General features: G+C 59.3%; 16 protein-coding genes. 1 reads left to right on the top strand and 15 read right to left on the bottom strand.

The window, feature by feature from the left end; translation table 11 throughout:
* Positions 1-45: 45 nt before the first annotated feature.
* The 14 genes from GE543_RS05540 to GE543_RS05475 form a co-directional block, all read right to left on the bottom strand.
* Positions 46-393, bottom strand: a complete 348-nt coding sequence (locus tag GE543_RS05540; RefSeq protein ID WP_024651705.1) for a hypothetical protein — start codon at positions 391-393, stop codon at positions 46-48.
* Positions 394-395: 2 nt separating this feature from the next.
* Positions 396-599: an HrpT family type III secretion system protein gene (gene hrpT, locus GE543_RS05535; protein WP_003314144.1), complete on the bottom strand. Its 204-nt coding sequence runs from the start codon at positions 597-599 to the stop codon at positions 396-398.
* Complete coding sequence (gene sctC, locus GE543_RS05530) at positions 596-2,701, bottom strand: type III secretion system outer membrane ring subunit SctC (protein ID WP_153220972.1); 2,106 nt, start codon at positions 2,699-2,701, stop codon at positions 596-598. Before sctC ends, hrpT begins: the two co-directional genes overlap by 4 nt.
* Before the next feature lies 1 nt (position 2,702).
* On the bottom strand, positions 2,703-3,143 hold the full coding sequence (locus GE543_RS05525; RefSeq protein WP_153220971.1) for a type III secretion system protein HrpG: 441 nt from the start codon (positions 3,141-3,143) through the stop codon (positions 2,703-2,705).
* Entirely contained in the window at positions 3,121-3,345 is a 225-nt protein-coding gene (locus GE543_RS05520) for a type III secretion protein (protein ID WP_003314139.1), read from the bottom strand. Before GE543_RS05520 ends, GE543_RS05525 begins: the two co-directional genes overlap by 23 nt.
* Positions 3,346-3,428: 83 nt before the next feature.
* Positions 3,429-4,010, bottom strand: coding sequence for a type III secretion system stator protein SctL (sctL, locus tag GE543_RS05515; RefSeq protein ID WP_153220970.1), 582 nt, complete (start codon positions 4,008-4,010; stop codon positions 3,429-3,431).
* A gap of 33 nt (positions 4,011-4,043) precedes the next feature.
* Positions 4,044-4,571: a type III secretion protein gene (locus GE543_RS05510; RefSeq protein ID WP_153220969.1), complete on the bottom strand. Its 528-nt coding sequence runs from the start codon at positions 4,569-4,571 to the stop codon at positions 4,044-4,046.
* Positions 4,571-5,377: a type III secretion system inner membrane ring lipoprotein SctJ gene (sctJ, locus tag GE543_RS05505; RefSeq protein WP_249724445.1), complete on the bottom strand. Its 807-nt coding sequence runs from the start codon at positions 5,375-5,377 to the stop codon at positions 4,571-4,573. The genes GE543_RS05510 and sctJ overlap by 1 nt, the downstream gene beginning before the upstream one ends.
* 8 nt (positions 5,378-5,385) lie before the next feature.
* Positions 5,386-5,760: a type III secretion system inner rod subunit SctI gene (gene sctI / locus GE543_RS05500; protein WP_003314135.1), complete on the bottom strand. Its 375-nt coding sequence runs from the start codon at positions 5,758-5,760 to the stop codon at positions 5,386-5,388.
* Positions 5,761-5,787: 27 nt separating this feature from the next.
* Entirely contained in the window at positions 5,788-6,816 is a 1,029-nt protein-coding gene (hrpZ, locus tag GE543_RS05495; protein WP_046235038.1) for a type III secretion system effector HrpZ, read from the bottom strand.
* A gap of 52 nt (positions 6,817-6,868) precedes the next feature.
* Positions 6,869-7,195, bottom strand: a complete 327-nt coding sequence (locus tag GE543_RS05490) for an Hrp pili protein HrpA (protein ID WP_003314134.1) — start codon at positions 7,193-7,195, stop codon at positions 6,869-6,871.
* 92 nt (positions 7,196-7,287) lie between these two features.
* On the bottom strand, positions 7,288-8,196 hold the full coding sequence (gene hrpS / locus GE543_RS05485) for a transcriptional regulator HrpS (RefSeq protein WP_046235037.1): 909 nt from the start codon (positions 8,194-8,196) through the stop codon (positions 7,288-7,290).
* Positions 8,197-8,241: 45 nt separating this feature from the next.
* Positions 8,242-9,186: a transcriptional regulator HrpR gene (gene hrpR, locus GE543_RS05480; protein WP_082100660.1), complete on the bottom strand. Its 945-nt coding sequence runs from the start codon at positions 9,184-9,186 to the stop codon at positions 8,242-8,244.
* Positions 9,187-10,260: 1,074 nt separating this feature from the next.
* Positions 10,261-11,784 (bottom strand): lytic transglycosylase domain-containing protein, encoded by a 1,524-nt coding sequence (locus tag GE543_RS05475; RefSeq protein ID WP_153220968.1) that lies wholly within the window; start codon positions 11,782-11,784, stop codon positions 10,261-10,263.
* 218 nt (positions 11,785-12,002) lie between these two features.
* Between GE543_RS05475 and GE543_RS05470 the strand changes: the two genes are divergently transcribed.
* On the top strand, positions 12,003-17,372 hold the full coding sequence (locus GE543_RS05470) for an AvrE-family type 3 secretion system effector (RefSeq protein WP_371927096.1): 5,370 nt from the start codon (positions 12,003-12,005) through the stop codon (positions 17,370-17,372).
* Positions 17,373-17,432: 60 nt separating this feature from the next.
* On the opposite strand, the gene GE543_RS05465 is transcribed toward GE543_RS05470, so the two are convergent.
* Positions 17,433-17,822 carry a type III secretion system chaperone gene (locus GE543_RS05465; RefSeq protein WP_003314129.1) on the bottom strand — a complete coding sequence of 130 codons (390 nt, stop codon included), beginning with the start codon at positions 17,820-17,822 and terminating at the stop codon, positions 17,433-17,435.
* Positions 17,823-17,925: the final 103 nt, after the last annotated feature.

Below are 17,925 nucleotides of genomic sequence, written 5' to 3'. Positions count from 1 at the left end.
CCCCTCTGCACTGGGGCGGTCTTCGTTTCACGCGGTTGTTATCTCCTAAGCCAGATGATCCAGGCCTGCCAGTATCAGTTCGTTTCGGCGGATATCATCCAGGTTGGTGACAGCATAGGGGGCGTCGCTCACCGCATGCCACACCACGAAATCACGCCGCATATCCAGGAACAGAAAGTAGTCATTGAATCGTTCGGCTTCTGAAAACCTCAGTTGCAGCGCCTCTCTGAGTTGTTCGGGACGCAGCGCTCGACCCTCGATGTGCAACGCAATGCCCCAGTCATGATGCTCGCGGCGGCTGACGAAGGAGACTCCGTTTGCCACCGGCCAGACCGCAGGACTCTGCGCCGCAACGTTGTAGTAGAACGCTGTTTTCTCCTCGACCTCGATCATGTCTAGTCCCTTAACTTCACGACGGTGTAATCGCGCTCGTGGTCCTGATCGTCAAGACCGTCACGCATGTCCGGGGGCCACCAGATGACCAGTTCGCGGCTGGTGGAGTCCGGACGTTTGCAGGCAGTGCCCGAACAACCGTGGGTGGCGCACCCGGTCAGGGTAGCGAACACCACCAACACGACTGCAACGCTGCTGATCTTCATGGCTTTGCCCCCCGGAGCAGTGATGGCCGGCTCTCTTTGGCCATTTTCGATATCTGTGGCTGACGTACCGCGATATACACTTCGCTCTCCTCGCCCGGTTGCAGCCAGGCGTGAGGCCAGGCGGCGACGCCGATGACCCAGCGACCACCGCAGCGACTCTCGTCGATGCGTACCGGTTTGTCGGTATTGTTGCGCGCTACCACGACAGCCACCCCCCAGTCCTTGCGCGCATACCATTGTGAGCGCTGGCCATCGAGGGTCAGGCCCTGGCCCGGGTCACACAGGCTGTCGGTTTCAAAGGGCAGTGTTTCGCCATCATGCATGCCCTCTGGCGCAGCGCCATCGACCATCTGCGTGAAGACTTTCTGGATGTCGCCGCGGGTAGGCAGCTCACCGCCGTCACGCCGTTCCTTGATCTTTTTCATCTGGTCATCGACATCGTGAGGGTTGCCGTTCTGCACATAGCGAGCCGGGTTGACCTGGTCGCCAATCAGTCTTGGCGTCAGGATAAACAGGCGCTCGCGCTGGCTCAGTTCACGGCTGCGGGACTGGAACAGCAGCTTGCCGATGTAGGGAATGTCGCCCAGCAACGGAACCTTGTGGATCTTGTCGTTGGCTTCAAGGCCATGGAAACCGCCGATGACCAGTGAACCGTGTTCGGCTATGACGGCCTGGGTACTGACATTGCCTTTGCGCACACTTGGCTGCGTGTCATTGATGTCGGAGATGTCGATCTGACCATCCTCGATATCGACGATCAGTTGCACCTGAGGCTTGCCATCGTGATCCAGCGAGCGCGGAGTCACCTGCAGACTGGTGCCAGCGGTGATGGGCTCGATATTGGCCACACGTTCCGAGGTCGCGGTGAGGTATTCGGTGCGACTGAAGTCAATCACGGCCGGCTGGTTTTCAAGGGTAAGAATGGACGGGTTGCCGATCACCGACGCTGAGCCGTTACCTTCCAGCGCATGCAGTTCGGCGGCGAACTTGCCGGCGTTCTGAATGAACAGGGTGGAACTGGTGCCAGCGTCGAACATGTTGGCGCCCCCGCTGACACTCCCGGCATTGAAGTTCCAGCGGCTGGACAGTTCTGCCAGCTCATTGCGATCGATGTCGAGAATCACGGCGTCGATTTCGATCAAGTTGCGCGAAACATCCAGCTCTTTGATGAGCTTTTCGTACATGGCCTTGCGCGAGGGCAAGTCGTAGATCAGCACGGCATTGTTACGGACATCGGCCGTTACGCGGATGTTGGCCCGACCGCCAGAACGGCTTTTTCCACCGCTTTTGCTGCCACCGCCGCCATAGTGCAGTACCTGATCGAGGCCCTGCTCCAACGCATTGGTATCGAGACCGCTGGAGCTCATTGGCAGACTCGGAGCGTCCGGGCTGCTACCGCCCGCCAGGCCGTTACCGCGACCGCCTCGCCCCAGCAGATCCATACCATTGATGGACCCGCCATGAGAACGGGTATCCAGCAAATCCTGGAGAATGCTGGCGACACCGGCGACCACCAGTTGTTGATCACGATAGCGAATGGTGCGGTCAGCAGCGCTGGCGTACTTGAGCGGGAATACGATGATGTCCTGCTTGTCGCCCTTTTCCGGCGCTTCGACTTTCTTGCTGTAATCGCGCACCAGTTCCACATATTTTGCCGGGCCGCGAACCAGAACCACGCCTTCGTTCGGCAGTACACCCCAACCGAAGCGCTTGTCCAGCAGCCCCACATCGGTCAAGGCAGTCTGCAGGTCATCTACCGCGTCGGATGACACTTCGATGCGTGCCGAGGTGTGCTCGCTAGAGGGGCTGACGTACAACGTGTCGTTATACACAAACCACTGGAAGTGATATTCCTGGCCCAGACGGTCGAGAAACTCTTCCGGGCTCTGAGCGCGTATCCGGTCATCGAGGACCCCGGGAATGGGCGGCATATCCAGCGCCATGCCGAATTCTTTGGCGAAGTCGGCCAGCGCTGTCGCCAGCTCGGTCTGCCGGGCATCGTAGGCGTAAGCCGTATGTTTCCAGGCTTCGGGGGTCACCGCCCACGTGGCGGGGGACAGCCCGATCAACATTAAAGGCAACCACATCAAGGCCTTGCGCATTTCAAACTCCCGGTTGCCGGTGATTGAGGGTCGTGCGCCCGGCTAAGGCGGGCACGGAATTGACCAGAGTGATGTGCATCAGGCTGAGCAAGGCCGCGCGCTGATTGGCCAGGCTTTCCAGACGGTTCAGCAGATCGGCAAGGCTGCAGGGGCCAGGCATCCAGCTGACCAGCACCATGCAGCACGTTTGCGGATCGATGGCGAACGCGCCGTCACAGGCACACGCCAGGCTGGCACCGCCATGACTGAGCAATGCTTCGATACGCTGAGGGTCGTTGGCGTCATAGGGGTCGAGTAACTCGATGCTGCAACGGACTCCGCCACCCACCATTTCCAGCCGTGCGTTGGCGTCGTCGACCCAGCAATCGAGCGGGCTCGCCGGACGCTGATCACGCCACAGGCCGACGACCTCCTCGAACTCACTGAAATCCATCGATGACATTTTTGGTCATTTTATAACCAGCCTGCTGGCATTGATCAGCGATGTTGGAGCTGACCGCAGCCTGCTGGCTCGCCTCACTGAAGGCATCGATGTCGTCGGCGGTGAAATGCCCATTGCCCCCGTCCAGCACGTCATCCACGTCGGACAACGCGCGAGTGAGCGTGGAATCGAGGTTATTTTGCAGGGATTTGAAATTTATCATGTCCTGATACTCCAGCAGAAAGGTTCAAACCTTGAGTGGAGCAAACAGGTGGAGCGGTTCCATTTTCGCCGCAAGAGTCTGTTTCAGGCAGCCGGCTCCGCGCCTGCCAGGCCATTGCGCAGCGCTACCCAATCGATTTCGAACGCGCCGTTGGCGTCGCTCAGGCGCAGGCTTTCAGTGGCCAGCGTCGCATCACGTTTGAGCTCCCAGTGCTCGGCAAAACGGCTCTCTGCCAACCATTCGGCGACCGGTTCGGCCATCTCCGGATGAACGCTGAGCGTGGCCACGGCTTCGTTGAGCTGACTGGCTGCCAGGTTCCTGACCAGTGCCCGAGCGCGCTCGGCAAGGGTCGTTTCATCGAGCAACTGGCGCAATGCCTCAGTCAACAGCTCCTCGACAGCAGTCATGGCCTGCTGCTGCAAGGCTTCGCGCTGGACGTGCAGCTCGTCCAGAAAGGCATTGGCGCGCTCCCAGAACTGCGCAAGCGCTTCCTGATGCCGACGATCGGCTTTAGTCTGCTCAAGTACCAGCATCTGCTCCGCCTGACGTTGCGCGTCCGTCAGAATATCGCGAGCCAGCAGGCTGTTGGCGATGTCTTCACGGCGCAATACCGGCTCGGGCAGCACCGCGTCGGCAGTCAGGGTAATACTGCGTTTGGCAAGCATCGGGGAATTCCTGGTGCAGAGGGAAGCGGATATTCAGGCCGCGGTGACACGCCATAGAACAGCTTGCCACAGCGTCTGAAGTTTATTTTCGGGGGCCGAGCAAGGGCTGTCGGCGACCTCATCGGGCGCCCAGGCCAGACGCAATCGCGGCCAATACTCAGGCCCAAGCCAGGCACCCAACAGCAAGCGCGCATCTTCATGTTCCAGATCCAGCCAGACACCAGGGCGCAACGCCTTGGTCAGGGCCCAGCACCACTGCCCGTCATGGCCGTCGCTTTCGTTACGGGAAAAACAGATGCGTTGCGCCAGATCCAGCGCCTGATCACGCTGCTCGGGAGTCAGTGCCAGCCAGTTCAACACAGCCTCTGCAGGCATCGGCGGTTGACTTGGCGTGATGCCGACACTTTGCAGAAACACGCTGTGACGGCTGACCATCAGGGCTTCACAGTCGCTGACGGTCAGTGCGCAGCGCTCGGCGAACCGGCTTTGCCAACCCGGATGCGCCCATGGCCAGGGATTGCACCACCACTGAGTCCAATAGTCCTCGGCGGTCAGGTCCATCACGCGCGCGCCGGTACGGTCGAGCGGCTACGGCCGGCAAAGCCGATCCGCCGAAGCACTGAGGCGCGCCAGTCACTGCGCAACAGCAGCGCGATGATCAGCAGCAACACCGCCAGGCCAACCGGCACCAGCCAAAGCATCAGGTTCCAGAACGGCAGATTGGCGCTGTCCAGCTTGAACGGTCCGAAACTGACCCACTGTGTGGTTTCCTGAAACTCGGTAGCCGGTACGAACACAATGGAAAACTTTTTCGACTCTGCCGATTGCGTCGACATGCCGGGGATACTGCTGGCGACCATCTGCTGAATGCGTCCGCGCACGCTGTCCGGGTCAAGCGCTGCGGAGTGTTTGATGAACACCGCAGCAGACGCAGGTTGCACTGGTTCGCCCGGTGCGATGCGTTCCGGAAGTACCACGTGCACCCTGGCCACGATGACGCCGTCTATCTGCGAAAGCGTCGCTTCGAGTTCCTGAGACAGGGCATAGATGTAGCGGGCGCGCTCTTCGAGCGGGGTCGAAATGACCCCTTCTTTCTTGAAGATATCCCCCAGACTGGCGCGAGACTGGCGTGGCAGGCCGGCAGCGTTGAGCACCCTGACGGCGCGGTTCATGTCGCTGGTGGCGACGGTGACGACAACGCCGGTTTTTTCCAGACGTTTGCGCGCGTCAATATGCTGATCGGCAAGACGGGCAACGACCTCGTTGGAGTCCTGCTCGGACAAGCCGGTGAACAGATCGGTTTCATCACTGCAGCCGCCGAGCAACACTATGCAAATCAGCAGCAGCCCTGCGCTCAGAAATTTCACGGAAACCTCTACTGCAAGTTAGTCAGCTTGTCGAGCGCCTGCGCAGTCTTGCTCACCACCTTGGTCGTGAGCGCCGTCTGCAACGAACATTGCGACAGGGTCCTGGTCATCGCGGCGATATCCAGCGCGTCTCCAGTCCCGGAGGCTTTTTTCATCGACCGCATCGCTTGCTGAGACATTTTTTCGGTTTCGCCCAGACCGCCGGAAATTGCGCTGGCGATATGCTCGGAAAGCGGCGCTCCGCTAGAAACGCCGTCCGGCTGCGTGGCAGCGGTGAAGATGTCGACATCCGCCTGGGCCGGTTCTGAAACGAGCCCCTGTGGCACATCCTGCCCGAGTTCCGGCGAGATGCTTTTAACATTACCAAGGTGGGAAATGGTCACGTGAGTTCTCCGTCAGGCGGTTGTCGGTCAGGCTGCAGCCTGATTGCGGGTGCCTTGCAGCAGCGTACTGACCAGCAAGGTGGCGATTTGCGCAGCGCTCGACTGCACGTCGGTAGCGGTTTGTCCGGCATCCTTGAGCGTCGCTTCAAGGCCCTTGAGCAGCAAGCCGCCCAGCAACTGGTCAAGATCCTGAGCGGACTGTCCGCCATTCGCCGCCGTTCCGGTCTGCGGGGTGTTTACGGGTGTACCCAGCCCACCGCCAGCCAATACCGATTGCAGGCCACGGTCGATAAGCTCGCCGATCAGTTGTCCCGCTTCACCACTGGTAGTGCCGCTGTCACCGGGACCGGTATTGGCGTCGATCAGCGGATCACCCGTCACGGACGAGTTGTTGGAAAAACTGCTCGGAGTGCCCAGACCTCCACCCGCCCCCGCCAGACCGCCAGCGCCACTCTGCTGATTACCCAGTTGCTGGCCGATGATGTCGAGTGCCGAGCGGAATGCAGCCGTTTCGTCGCCATCAAGGAAGTTGTCTTCCTTGAGTTCGTTCACCCAGGAACCCGAGTCCGGCTTGGGAAACTGTGCGGGATTGTCATCCATGAACTGCGCGATCTTGTTCAGCATCGGCATATCGTCTTCGGAGAAGCTTGTCCCGCCATCCTGCTTGGTCAGAAGATCATCAAGCATGGACTTGGCCAGGCCACTGAGCACCTGAGTCATCAGGTCCTGCTGTCCGGTACCCGAGGCGTTGTCCGCAGACGCGCCGAAGTTGTCACCCAGCTTTTCATGGATCAGCTTGTCCAGCGCAGCGATGACATCCTCGATACCGCCGCCCGCCTTGCCATCCGCGGCCATCGACTTGGCCAGCAGTTTGCCCAATGGCGAGCTGTCGTCGAGTTGACCATTGCGCATCAGTTCCTCGGCCAGCTTCACGACAACTTCCTGAAGCGCCTTGCTCGACGAACTGGCGCCAGTCGTCTCGGTTTCAGGACGTACCAGAACAAGGGCCATTGCCGGGGTTTGCAGCGAGCTGCTGTTAAGACTGAGACTCTGCATCACAACCTCCTCAAAGTAGCAGCCCCCTCAGGTACGAAGGGGCTTCAAGAAATCAGAACTGGACGACCGAGTTCCGGATCTTGCTTGCGACGATCTGGTTGGAAAGCGCCTCTTTCTTGTCCTCAAAGCCCGCCAGCATGCTCGACTCGCGCAGCAGGCCGTTCTCTTCGTTCGCGGTGCCGTCAAGCTCGGCACTTTTTGCATCGCCTTTGCTGATGCTGGAGCGAGTAGCGTCGATGCTGTCAGTGCTACCGGTGTTGCTCACCAGTGCAGCATTACGGTCGGCGCTGCTCTTTACGCTGTTGATGCCCTGAGCGGCACCACCGATCGTGTTGACGACACCGCGACCTGCACCCGCCAGAGAACTCATGATAGTCATAACGTCATACCCCTTCGTCTGTACCAGCGTAATTGCTTGGTACAGCTAGGTGGCATGCGTCCGCGAATCGGTTCCAGAACTTCTGCAAAAAATCAGATGCTCAATTCCTTGATGCGGCGGTAGAGCGTACGACGTGGAATATCGAGCTCCAGGCTGGCCGCGTCGATGCAATTGCGGTGGCGCTTGAGCGCTTGCTGAATCAGGGCCTTTTCAATCGCCCGCAGCTGAAACTTGAGCCCGCACGCCAGGTGCTCTTCGGTCTGCGAGTCAGCCCCCAGCAAGGGGAAGCCCAACACATGGCGCTTTGCAGCGGCCTTGAGCTCGCGGATATTGCCGGGCCAGCGATGCCCCGTCAGTACCTGCTGAAGCAACGGACACACATCGGGAATCGCGAGGTTAAGTTCTTTGGCCGACGCCGCCACAAATCGGGTGAACAACGGCAGGATACGCTCGGGCTGATCGCGCAGCGGCGGCAGTTTGAGGGTCAGTACGTTCAGGCGAAAGTACAGGTCGCGTCGAAACTTGCCTTCTTCGACGGCATCGTCCAGAGAGGCCTGAGCCGAGGCAATCACACAGATATCCAGGTTGATCGTGGAGGTCGAGCCCAGACGCTCCAGGGCACGGGTTTCAAGCACCCTCAGGAGCTTGGCCTGAAGGGCGAGCGGCATGCTATCGATCTCATCCAGGTACAAGGTTCCGCCCTGTGCCGCCTCGATGTAGCCCATTCGGGAACGGTCGGCACCGGTGTAGGCCCCACTCACCACCCCGAACAGCTCGCTCTCGGCGAGCGATTCCGGAATGGCCGCGCAGTTCATCGGGACGAAGCGACCCTGACGCCCGGACATGTTGTGAATGCGCCGGGCAATGGTGTCTTTACCGGTACCGGTCTCGCCCGACAGCAAGACATCGATGCCGAGCTGCGAAATACTTTCGGCGACGATCCCCAGATTGGGTACGCGCTCCGCATCCAGGTGATCGTCAAACTCATCGTCGAGATTCATTTCATGACTCCAATGGCATCAGCGTTGCGCGAGCGCAGCAGCGATTCAGGACTCGGCTACCAGGTCGGTATGCGAAGCAACCCCCAGCTCTTTCATGCGGTGATAGAGGGTGCGCCGGGGCAGTTCGAGCTCCTCGAGCACAGCGTCGAAATTGTGCCGATGCCGCTTCAAGGCATCCTGGATGAGCATTTTCTCGATGACGCGCATCTGCATGCGCAGTCCTGTTACCGGGTCATGCGCTTCGACCGGCTCGGCGCCCAGCAACGGCAACCCCAGCACAAATCGCTTGGCAGCGGATTTCAGTTCGCGCACGTTGCCGGGCCAGTCATGACTCAACAGGATCTGTACACGCCCGTTGTCGAGCGTCGGAACGGAGCGGCCGGATTCTGCGGCGATGTCCTGGGTGAACTGGTCGAACAATGGCAAAATCTGCTCGCGACGCTTGCGCAAGGCTGGCAACTGCAATGTCAGCACATTGAGCCTGAAAAACAGGTCACGACGAAAAAGTCCTTGTTCCACCAGTTCATCCAGCGGACGCTGGGCCGAAGCAATCACTCGCAGATCCAAAGGTATGAAGTCGGTCGAGCCGAGCCGCTCGACCCCTCTGCTTTCCAGCACCCGCAAGAGCTTGGCCTGAAGGCTCAACGGCATGCTGTCGATTTCATCCAGGTAGAGGGTGCCGCCGTTGGAGGCCTCGATGTAGCCCTCGCGAGCGCGACACACGCCGGTGAACGCACCATTGACCACGCCGAACAACTGACTCTCTGCCAACGATTCGGGGATGGCCGCGCAGTTCATGCCGACAAAGGGCCCGGTCCTGCTCGACCGCTCGTGAATCCGGCTGGCCAGGGTGTCTTTGCCGGTGCCGGTTTCCCCGCAAAGAAGCAAGTCCATATCCAGTAGCGCGCTGTTCATTGCAATTTGATGACCAGCCGATAATGCAGTTACGTTCCAACACGTTCGAACGTCGTTATCAATGTCTGTGCTCATCGATCACTCTCATAGCGGGAGGGAGGCGGGATATTAATACCACGTCTTACAAGGCACACATATAGCTATTTAGTTCCCCACCGACTGTGAAAAATTTCACAAACTCGAGAATCACTATCAAGTAGCGACAGCCCCTTAAGATCCACTCGGTATAGCGCAAGCGCTTTGAAATGACTGTGTTAATATATACTTATTCCAAAATTATCATAGACTTACGCTGGCCAATAGTCACTGCAGCCCCCGTGACTGCAGGGGTATCCAGCCGTATGCCCGATCACGGGCCATAATGAAATCGAAAAATTTGTAACTTGCCAATCGTAGCAAAAACAGATAGCCACTCCACGAACCTAGTGGCGTACTTAACAGGCGTCGTAGCACCTTAGTTATTGTCGACACTAAAATCCTATCAGACCAAGAGCACCAGCCACACGAACTTACTGCATTAACTTTAATAACATCTACAACTAACGAACTTAAACAAACACCTGTCAAAGTTAAACTTATTCCACACATCTTAATAGGGAGTGCCGGTTGTAATACAGTACCCGACCACTGGGCGGATATAAACAATACTTCAGTCGGATTTCCGAACGATTTCGCATCTCTGAGTTGGTTGGATCCAGAAATCTCCCATTTTTTGGGCTCATCTCGCGATAGCTTTTTGCCACCTATGCATTCGGCAATCCGAACGCGCCGCCTTTTCAGAATGCGGATTTGCAGGTTTTGAAAATAGCTAATTAGCTGAAAGGATTCACTGTAGGACAATCTGGCAATCCGCGCTTATAGCGCTGTGAAGGCCTACCACCATAAGCAGTGCTGATACCCCATCATCACTGAGATTGTTTCTAAATATGTGTAAGTATTTCCTTACAATTCTTTACAAAGTTTGCATGAGCCGCTGAGAAACATAGTTGCTGCAGCTCGGTCGGCCACCCTTTTTGCGCTCTATAACGGCAAAAAAGGGAATGAAAATTTTTATTCGAAGGTTTCCGGCACGCGCTGAAAACGCGAAAAAGCACTAAAAAAGGTCAATTTTCAGGTGCTTTAAGGGCTCAGGAGAAAAAAATCGAGAGGTTATTGGCGTGGATCGCTTGCGTACACCACGACACGAGGCCCGCTAGGCAGCTCACGCGGCTCATCGCGGTACGCGATCTCGTCGCGCTTGCGTGGCGACGAACGGTCATCGATGTATAGCCTCTTTTGTATTCGACGGTCCAGCAGCGAACGCTCGTTTGTCGCCTGCGATGGCGCCTGACGCGCTGGCTGGATGGATTCGGACACAGTCACCGGTTCGGCAGCCTGAACGGGTTGCGCTGGGCCGGGCAAGGGCTCCTGCCTGGCAACCTGGACGACTTTCGGTTGCGGTTCACGTCTGACCGGTTGTACCGATTCCGGTGCAGGCTCGCGCTCAAGCACCTGCCTCAGGCCTGCCGTCTGCTCGCGCCCTGCTGCTTGCAAAGGTCCAGGCACCGGAGCGCGCTCGGCCACCTGTGACGCTGGCTGACGCTCGATCACACGCTTTCCGGGGCTTGCCGGGATGACAGCAGTTGTCGGCGACTCTCCGGTGATTCGCTCGATACCTGCCGTCAAGACCTGCGTGTGGGTCTTGGGAATCAGCAAACGTCCCGGCCCATCCGGGGTCTTTTTTCGCAGGAATGCCGGGTTGAGGCGCAACAACTGCGCCTCATCTACCCCGGTTGTGGCGGCGAGCTGAGTCAGGTCTACCGTGTGGTTGAGCTCAACCACATCGAAATACGGCATGTTGGCGACCGGCGTCAGTTGCACGCCGTAGGCGCCTGGATTGCGCACCACCAGCGAGAGTGCCAGCAGGCGCGGAACGTAGTCCTGGGTTTCCCGGGGTAAATTCAAATGCCAGTAGTCGACAGGCATGCCACGCCGACGGTTGGCGTCGATCGCTCGTGCAACCGTACCCTCGCCTGCGTTATAGGCCGCCAGTGCCAACAGCCAGTCATTATTGAACTGATCATGCAGGCGAGTCAGATAGTCCATCGCCGCCTTGCTTGACGCGACGACATCGCGGCGGGCGTCGTAGGTAGCGCTCTGGTTCAAGTTGAACTGGCGACCGGTAGACGGGATGAACTGCCAGAGGCCCGCTGCCGCCGCCGGGGAGTTGGCCAAGGGATTGTAGGAGCTCTCGATCATGGGCAGCAGCGCCAGTTCCAATGGCATGTTGCGTTCATCGAGACGTTCGACGATGAAATGCAGGTAAGGCGTGGCGCGCTTGCTGGCCCCGGTCAGGAAGCCGCGATTGTTCAGCAGCCAGTCACGCTGGCGAGCGATACGTTCATTGACGCCCTGCCCGTCCACCAGCCGGCATCGCTGCGCCACCCGTTGCCAAACGTCCTCGCCGTTGTAGACGGGCAAATCGGCAACAGTCGTTGCAGCTCGAGGGTCCGCCTGCGCGTCGTCAGAGCGATGCCCCAGCCCGGCAACCAGTCGCGGCAAGCGGTCCAGGCGCGGCTGTGAATAATCGGCTGACTGGCAGCCCACACACAGTGCCCCCAGGGCCAGAACGGCGATCTGTACCGAACGAGCCAGCAAGCGAGGAGACGAAACGTGGAGGGCAACGGCGGCCATGTGCGGAATGTCCTGAACGTGTCCCCCTACGTGGCACGCCCGCCTTTCCAGTTCCCTGCCAGGCGTATTTCGCTTGCCTACGCACGGGCCTGAAACGTTTCAGCCAGCTGTTTTTCTGTGGAACCGGTGCCTTTCCGATGCCACACAGGAACGGAAGGACTTTTCAAAGGGTTACACAATCGCCGTCGTCGGGCGGCAAATGGAAAGGGAGATGCACCGTGCAGGCACCAACGGTCAACCGCAATACCGGAAACGTCATTGCGCCAGAAGCAACAGCAAGAGCCGACAACCCTTCAAATCTGCGGCAGCAAACCGAACAGCCGACCCAGCGTTCCTCACATTCCCTGGGGAGCATGGGAAAACGGCTGCTGAAAAGTGTCGGCAAGGTTTTTCAGAAATCCAGGACACCCCGGCAGTCGGCCGCCAGATCGCCCAGTACACAAACACCCTCAAGCTCAGCGCCGCGCTCCAGTCGCGAGGCCGGCAGAAACACCGGTCGTGACACTCGTTTGCCGGATAACCCGCCGCCGCGCAGCGATCATCTCCCCAAGTCCATTCTGCGCACCCGTGCGGACAGGGCGAACGCTTCAGGAACGACGGCGCATGAAATAGAAGAAGAATCGACGCGGACAGACACTGCCCCCCGTAACAATCGCCGTGTCACGTTCAATCTTCCGCAGGATCAGCTCACGCGCAGCGCTTCGGAGCAGTTAGCCGCAGAGCCCATGACTGACGAAGAGGCCGTCGCCAGCGCTATGCGCGAACGCCGTAACCCCGGCAGCCGCCTGCAAGGCTCCGATGGTACACGCCAGTCAATGCAGCCTGTCGACCCGAACGCGGCAAGCGGTTCCGGCACCAAGGCGGACGATTCAGAGGGACCACCCACCGCTCGCAGTCCGGGTCTGGAGCGCAGCGGCGGCGGTCGTTTCGAGTTCAAGAACGAGCAACTGATGCGTAGCGTGCAATCACAGGGCGCTGTAGGCTTGAGTGCCGAGGGCAAGCCGGATTTCTCTTCGTTCAAGACGCCCGGCATGGCCGCGTTGCTGAACGACATACTCGCCAAGCCCGGACAAACCTATCTGGCGCAGCAGAGTGAGCAAGGCGTGCAGGGCCACCAACTGTTGCAAGCCAACGGGCATCTGCTGCACCTGGCGCATGGCGACAGCTCGCTGGCCGTCATCCGCAGCAGTGAGCCAACACTGCAGGTACCGGGCGGAAAACCTCCGCCGGTGAGCATGCAGCGTGAAGAAAACCACATTCATCTCGACACCCTTGAAGGGCGGCGCAGCCAGGAGTTGCCGGGCAAGGCCCATATCGCTCACCTCACTGAGGTCCATCAGACCACCAGCGGCGACCGCCTGCGCGTACACGAAGACCGGCTGTACCAGTTCGAACCGCTCGCCGCTCGCTGGAAGCCGGTGGATGAAATCGAGAACATCGCTTTCAACCGCCTGATAACCGGAGGCAACGGCTCGGTCTACGCCAAAAGTGACGATGTCGTCGTCGATCTCTCCAGCCCGTTCATGCCGCACGCCGAGTTCAACGACCTGAAGTCATTTTCGGTCGCGCCTGACGATAGCGCGGCACTGCTCAGCGGCTCGGACGTACAGACCGTCCTGCTGACCGACATGAGTCCGGTGATTGGTGGGCTGACCCCGAAAAAAACCAAAACCCTGGAACTCGACGGCGGTCAGGCACAGGCCGCCGAAGTCGCCCTGAGCAACAACAGGCTATTTATTGCCGACACGCAGGGCAGGCTTTACAGCACTGATCGCAGCGCCTTCGAAAGCAACGACGCAACGTTGCGCCTGATGCCCGAACGAGCCGGCTACAGGCTGGACGATCAACCAATGGGCGGCCACAACAGCGTCAGCGGATTCATCAGCGGCGATGACGGGCGCGTGCACGCACTGATCAGGAATCGTCAGGGCGAGGTGCACTCCCATGCGCTCGACGAGCAGGGTGCGAAACTGGAAAGCGGCTGGAACCTGACCAATGCGCTGGTCCTGGACAACACACGCGGCCTGACGGTTATGCCAGCGCCCGTCGGGGCCGACCGCCTGCACCTCGACCGTGCCGGTCTGGTCGGTTTGAGCGCCGGTCGCATCCAGCGTTGGGACGCGACGCCGCAGTGCTGGAAAGACGCAGGCATCAAGGATGTCGATCGCTTGCAACGCGGTGCCGACAGCAATGCCTACGTATTGAAAGGTGGCAAGCTGCTCAGGCTGGATGTGGCCCCTAAACACCCCAATGTTGCCTTCGACCACAATACGGCACTGGCCCAGATAGCGCGCTCGACCAAGGTGGCGATGGGCAAGGAAATCGCAGGGCTGGAGAATCGGGTCGTGACCGCTTTTGCCATGGTCAGCGACAAGCGCTTTGTCGCGCTCGATGATCAGAACAGGCTGACGGCCCATAGCAAGGACCACAAACCCATCGATCTGGATACGTCCGCAATTGACGGTGACATCAAGGAACTGGCGCTGGACGAAAAGCACAATCTTTACGCTCTGAGCAGCACCGGCAAGTTGTATTGCATGCCCCGAGAGGCATGGCAGGCAACCCGATTCGGAGGCCAGCTGGCGGCCAAATGGACGCCGCTCACAGCGCCTGACGGGCAACCGGTCAAAGCGCTGTACAGCAATGATGACAATCGCTTGAGCGTTCAGGTCGAGGACGCCGCCGGTCAAGGCCTGATGCAACTCAAAGAGGGGCAGTGGCAAGCGTTCGAACAGCGTCCCGTGGAAAAAAACGGCTTGAATGACGTTTACAACCGCATCACGCGCGCGCACAAGACCTGGCGGATTCCAGGCACCGGGTTGACAGCAAAGCTGGACATCAATGCATTCGGGCGCAGCGGCATGGAGAAAAGCAATCGCCCCACCGCCAGCGAGGCCATTCGCGCCAACGTATACAAGCCCACGCTGGAACCGCCTCGCTGGATGAAGAACGTCGGCAACAACATCCAGCATCGCTATCACGGTCGCGAGGGCCTGAAGGAGCTCTACAAGAAAGAGCTGATCGCGTTCAAACAACTTGAACTGATTCATGAAGCCGGCGGCACACCCCCGACTCCGGGCAACGATCTGAAAGCGCGAATTGCGCGCCTGCAGCTTGGCCCTGAGGGCGCCGAGCTGGCAAAAGAACTCGAGGTCTTCCGCGACGAACTGGAAAAGCACGCCAGAACTGCGTTGGAGAACATTGGCAAGGACTACGGCAAGCTCAAAAACCTCAGGCAGAACGACGGTGTGCTCAACCAGCACAGCGCAGTGGCAAAGTCGTCGAAACGCACTCAGCTCGGCAAGAAGCTGGCTGAACTGGGGTCGATGCTCAACTTCAAAAGCTCCGGCCATGATTTCGTCAATGAGCTGGATAACGCCCTGACCCAGGTCGCCCCGTCCGCAGAAAACCCGACGGCCACAACGCTCAAGCTGCTGAAAGACAACGGGGTGAAGCTTTCTCACACCAAAACCGATATCGGTCTGGGCCAACGCCGCGATGCCAACGAAGATCACGGGCTGAGCAAGGCCCGCCTGGCGCTGGATCTGGTCACCCTGAAAGACCTCGGTGCGCTGATCGGCAAGGTTGAGCTGCTGGCACGCAGCAGCGACCTGCCCGGGCTGCAAGCGGAATTGACCTCGTTACGCGATGTGACCTATGGCGAGAATCCGCTCAAACAGGTCACCGACATGGGCTTTACCGATAACGCAGCACTGGAAGGCGCGTATGACGCAGTCAAGGCGTTCTCGAACGCACTCAAGAAATCCGACCACGCTGTCAGCGTCAATATGCGCGCGGCAACCGGCAGCCAGGATCAGTCCGAACTGGCCGACACGCTCAAGGCCATGCTCAAAAACCTGGAACACGGCGACGATGAAATCGGTGTGCAACGCAGTTACGGGCTGAACCTCACCAGCCCGTTCGCCGTACTGGCCGACAAGTCGACGGGCCCGTGGCCGACCGCCGGCGCTACCGGCAATCGCAACTACCTCTTCAGTGCCGAACGTTGCGAAGGCGGCGTGACTCTCTACCTGATGAGAGAAGCGGCCGGCAATATCAGCGGCGGTGTGGGCGGCGGCAAGGACTACTGGCCGGGGTTCTTCGACGACAACCACCCTGCCCGCAGCGTCGATATCGGTAACAACCGCAAGATGACGCCGAACTTCCGTCTTGGCGGAGACGTGACCGCAACCGCTGCCGCCAGCCAGCGGGCCGGGGTGATCTTCAATGTGGCGGACGACGAAATCGACGGGTTCGTCGACGACCTGTTCGAAGGCAAGCTCAACCCCTTGCAGCTGTTGAACAAGGTCAAGGACCACGAAACCTATGAAGCGCGGCGCTTCAATTTCGATATCACAACAGGCTTCAGCGCTGATATGCGCGTCGGCTTCGGTCTGTCGGAGGCCGACAGCGCGCCGCTTTCCGCAGTTGCGCGTCTGGGCGTGGCGGCGAATGTCACGGTCAACCTGCTGAGCTACACCGATTACTCCCTGACCCAGAAGAACGACAAGACAGAGCTGCGTGAAGGCGGCAAGAACCGGCCGCGCTTTTTCAACAGCCTGATCTTCGGTGGACAGGTACGCGGTCAGATCGGTGGCACGCATACCAACGCCACAGCGACACCCGCCTCCGCTGCCGGGCCGACGCCAGCTACGCAATCGGCAGCCAATAACCTGGGGGTCGCAGCGAACGTGACCATTGATGACAAAACCGTCAAACGGGTCAAGTTCCGCTTTAACGTAGCGACCCCGATGAGCACCGAGAGCCTGGACAAACTGTCGAAAAGTCTCGGTGCAGCCTTCAAGGACAAAGCCACGACAGCCCGCCTTGCAGAGCTGCAGAATCCGCTGAACACCCTTTACGCCGACATGAACCCTGAGCAGGCCATTCAGGCACGACTTGACGGGCTCAAAGCGCTGTTTGCCGACAGACCGTCGCAGAACGACACGCAATACAAGGCGCTTCGAGACCTGAAACGGGCGGGCGTGCAACACGAAGCGTCGATCAACAATCACAGTATGCTGGACAATGCCCGCTTCGAAACCAGCAAGACCAGCCTGTCCGGCCTGAGCAAGGAAAGCATCCTCACCAGAATCATGGGGTCGATACGCGAAGCCAGTGCGCCCGGCAACGCGGCCAGGGTCGCCGAGTACATGCGTCAGGACCCGACGCTCAGCGCCATGGTCAAGCAGCTTGAAAACAGCCAGGGCACCCTCGCCCGGGTACGCCTTGAACCAAAAGACTCGCTGATCGACGACATCGACGAAGGCAGCCGCAGGGGTACGCTGACGCAGACCCAACTCTCCGGCCTTCTGGAAAATCGCAATAACATGAGGATCAAAAGGCTGGTGGTGTTCCATGCCCCACCGCAGACCGAGAATTTCACGTCACCCACGCCACTGATCAGCTACAACAGCGGCGCATCGTTGAGCGTGAACAAGACCCTCGGGCGGATCAATTTCATCTATGGCGAAGACCAGGACAAACCCATCGGCTACACGTTCGACGGGGAGCTGTCGCGGCCCTCGGCGTCGCTGAAAGAGGCGGCAGGCGAGTTGAAACTGTCGGGCTTCGAAGTCAAAAGCTGATAGCTGAAACAACGTAAAAGCGCCGCATGGAGCGGCGCTTTTACGTGCAGCCCTGCCTGTTCAGGCGTGCAGAAATGCGCGGGCTTCGCGTGCCTGAGCAATAAAGCCACGCGTTACGTCGCAAAAGGCTGGCTCATCGAGCGACACCAGCTCACGTTGCGCACACAAGCGTACATCGCCCTGATCGACGGCAAACCAGCAACCGTGCAAGCGGGCGACGTCGAAGTTCAGGCTCAACAAGTGCTGCAAATCGGCAGAGCGTTCAGGGCAGCGCCCGACACGGCAATGAAAGATGACCATCTCACTGTGCTCGGGCAACTCGATGACGGCGGCTTCGTTATCCTGGCCGTCATACAGCGCGCATACCCCGTTCTGCCAGGTAAGCGAAGTGCCAAGCTGGGCACCCAGCGCAGTGATGAAACGGGAAAACTCATGTTGCGAGGTATTCATCGTCATAGTCCTTTAAGAAAAGCCTGAGCTGACCAGGCAGTGAGTGGCTGCCTGACGCTGTCGGTTCCACAAAAAGGGGCCGCCCGGGACACAGCCCCCGTGT

The organism is Pseudomonas sp. SZ57 (assembly GCF_009495975.1).
GTDB lineage: Bacteria > Pseudomonadota > Gammaproteobacteria > Pseudomonadales > Pseudomonadaceae > Aquipseudomonas > Aquipseudomonas syringae.
Note: the sequence above shows the minus strand (reverse complement) of the source record. Positions and strands in the feature narration are given on the sequence as shown.

Excerpts from the sequence above, each read along its gene's own strand:
- GE543_RS05540 (WP_024651705.1), bottom strand. The coding sequence starts at position 393 with ATGATCGAGGTCGAGGAGAAAACAGCGTTCTACTACAACGTTGCGGCG.
- hrpT (WP_003314144.1), bottom strand. The coding sequence starts at position 599 with ATGAAGATCAGCAGCGTTGCAGTCGTGTTGGTGGTGTTCGCTACCCTG.
- sctC (WP_153220972.1), bottom strand. The coding sequence starts at position 2,701 with ATGCGCAAGGCCTTGATGTGGTTGCCTTTAATGTTGATCGGGCTGTCC.
- GE543_RS05525 (WP_153220971.1), bottom strand. The coding sequence starts at position 3,143 with ATGTCATCGATGGATTTCAGTGAGTTCGAGGAGGTCGTCGGCCTGTGG.
- GE543_RS05520 (WP_003314139.1), bottom strand. The coding sequence starts at position 3,345 with ATGATAAATTTCAAATCCCTGCAAAATAACCTCGATTCCACGCTCACT.
- sctL (WP_153220970.1), bottom strand. The coding sequence starts at position 4,010 with ATGCTTGCCAAACGCAGTATTACCCTGACTGCCGACGCGGTGCTGCCC.
- GE543_RS05510 (WP_153220969.1), bottom strand. The coding sequence starts at position 4,571 with ATGGACCTGACCGCCGAGGACTATTGGACTCAGTGGTGGTGCAATCCC.
- hrpZ (WP_046235038.1), bottom strand. The coding sequence starts at position 6,816 with ATGCAGAGTCTCAGTCTTAACAGCAGCTCGCTGCAAACCCCGGCAATG.
- GE543_RS05490 (WP_003314134.1), bottom strand. The coding sequence starts at position 7,195 with ATGACTATCATGAGTTCTCTGGCGGGTGCAGGTCGCGGTGTCGTCAAC.
- hrpS (WP_046235037.1), bottom strand. The coding sequence starts at position 8,196 with ATGAATCTCGACGATGAGTTTGACGATCACCTGGATGCGGAGCGCGTA.
- hrpR (WP_082100660.1), bottom strand. The coding sequence starts at position 9,186 with ATGAGCACAGACATTGATAACGACGTTCGAACGTGTTGGAACGTAACT.
- GE543_RS05475 (WP_153220968.1), bottom strand. The coding sequence starts at position 11,784 with ATGGCCGCCGTTGCCCTCCACGTTTCGTCTCCTCGCTTGCTGGCTCGT.
- GE543_RS05465 (WP_003314129.1), bottom strand. The coding sequence starts at position 17,822 with ATGAATACCTCGCAACATGAGTTTTCCCGTTTCATCACTGCGCTGGGT.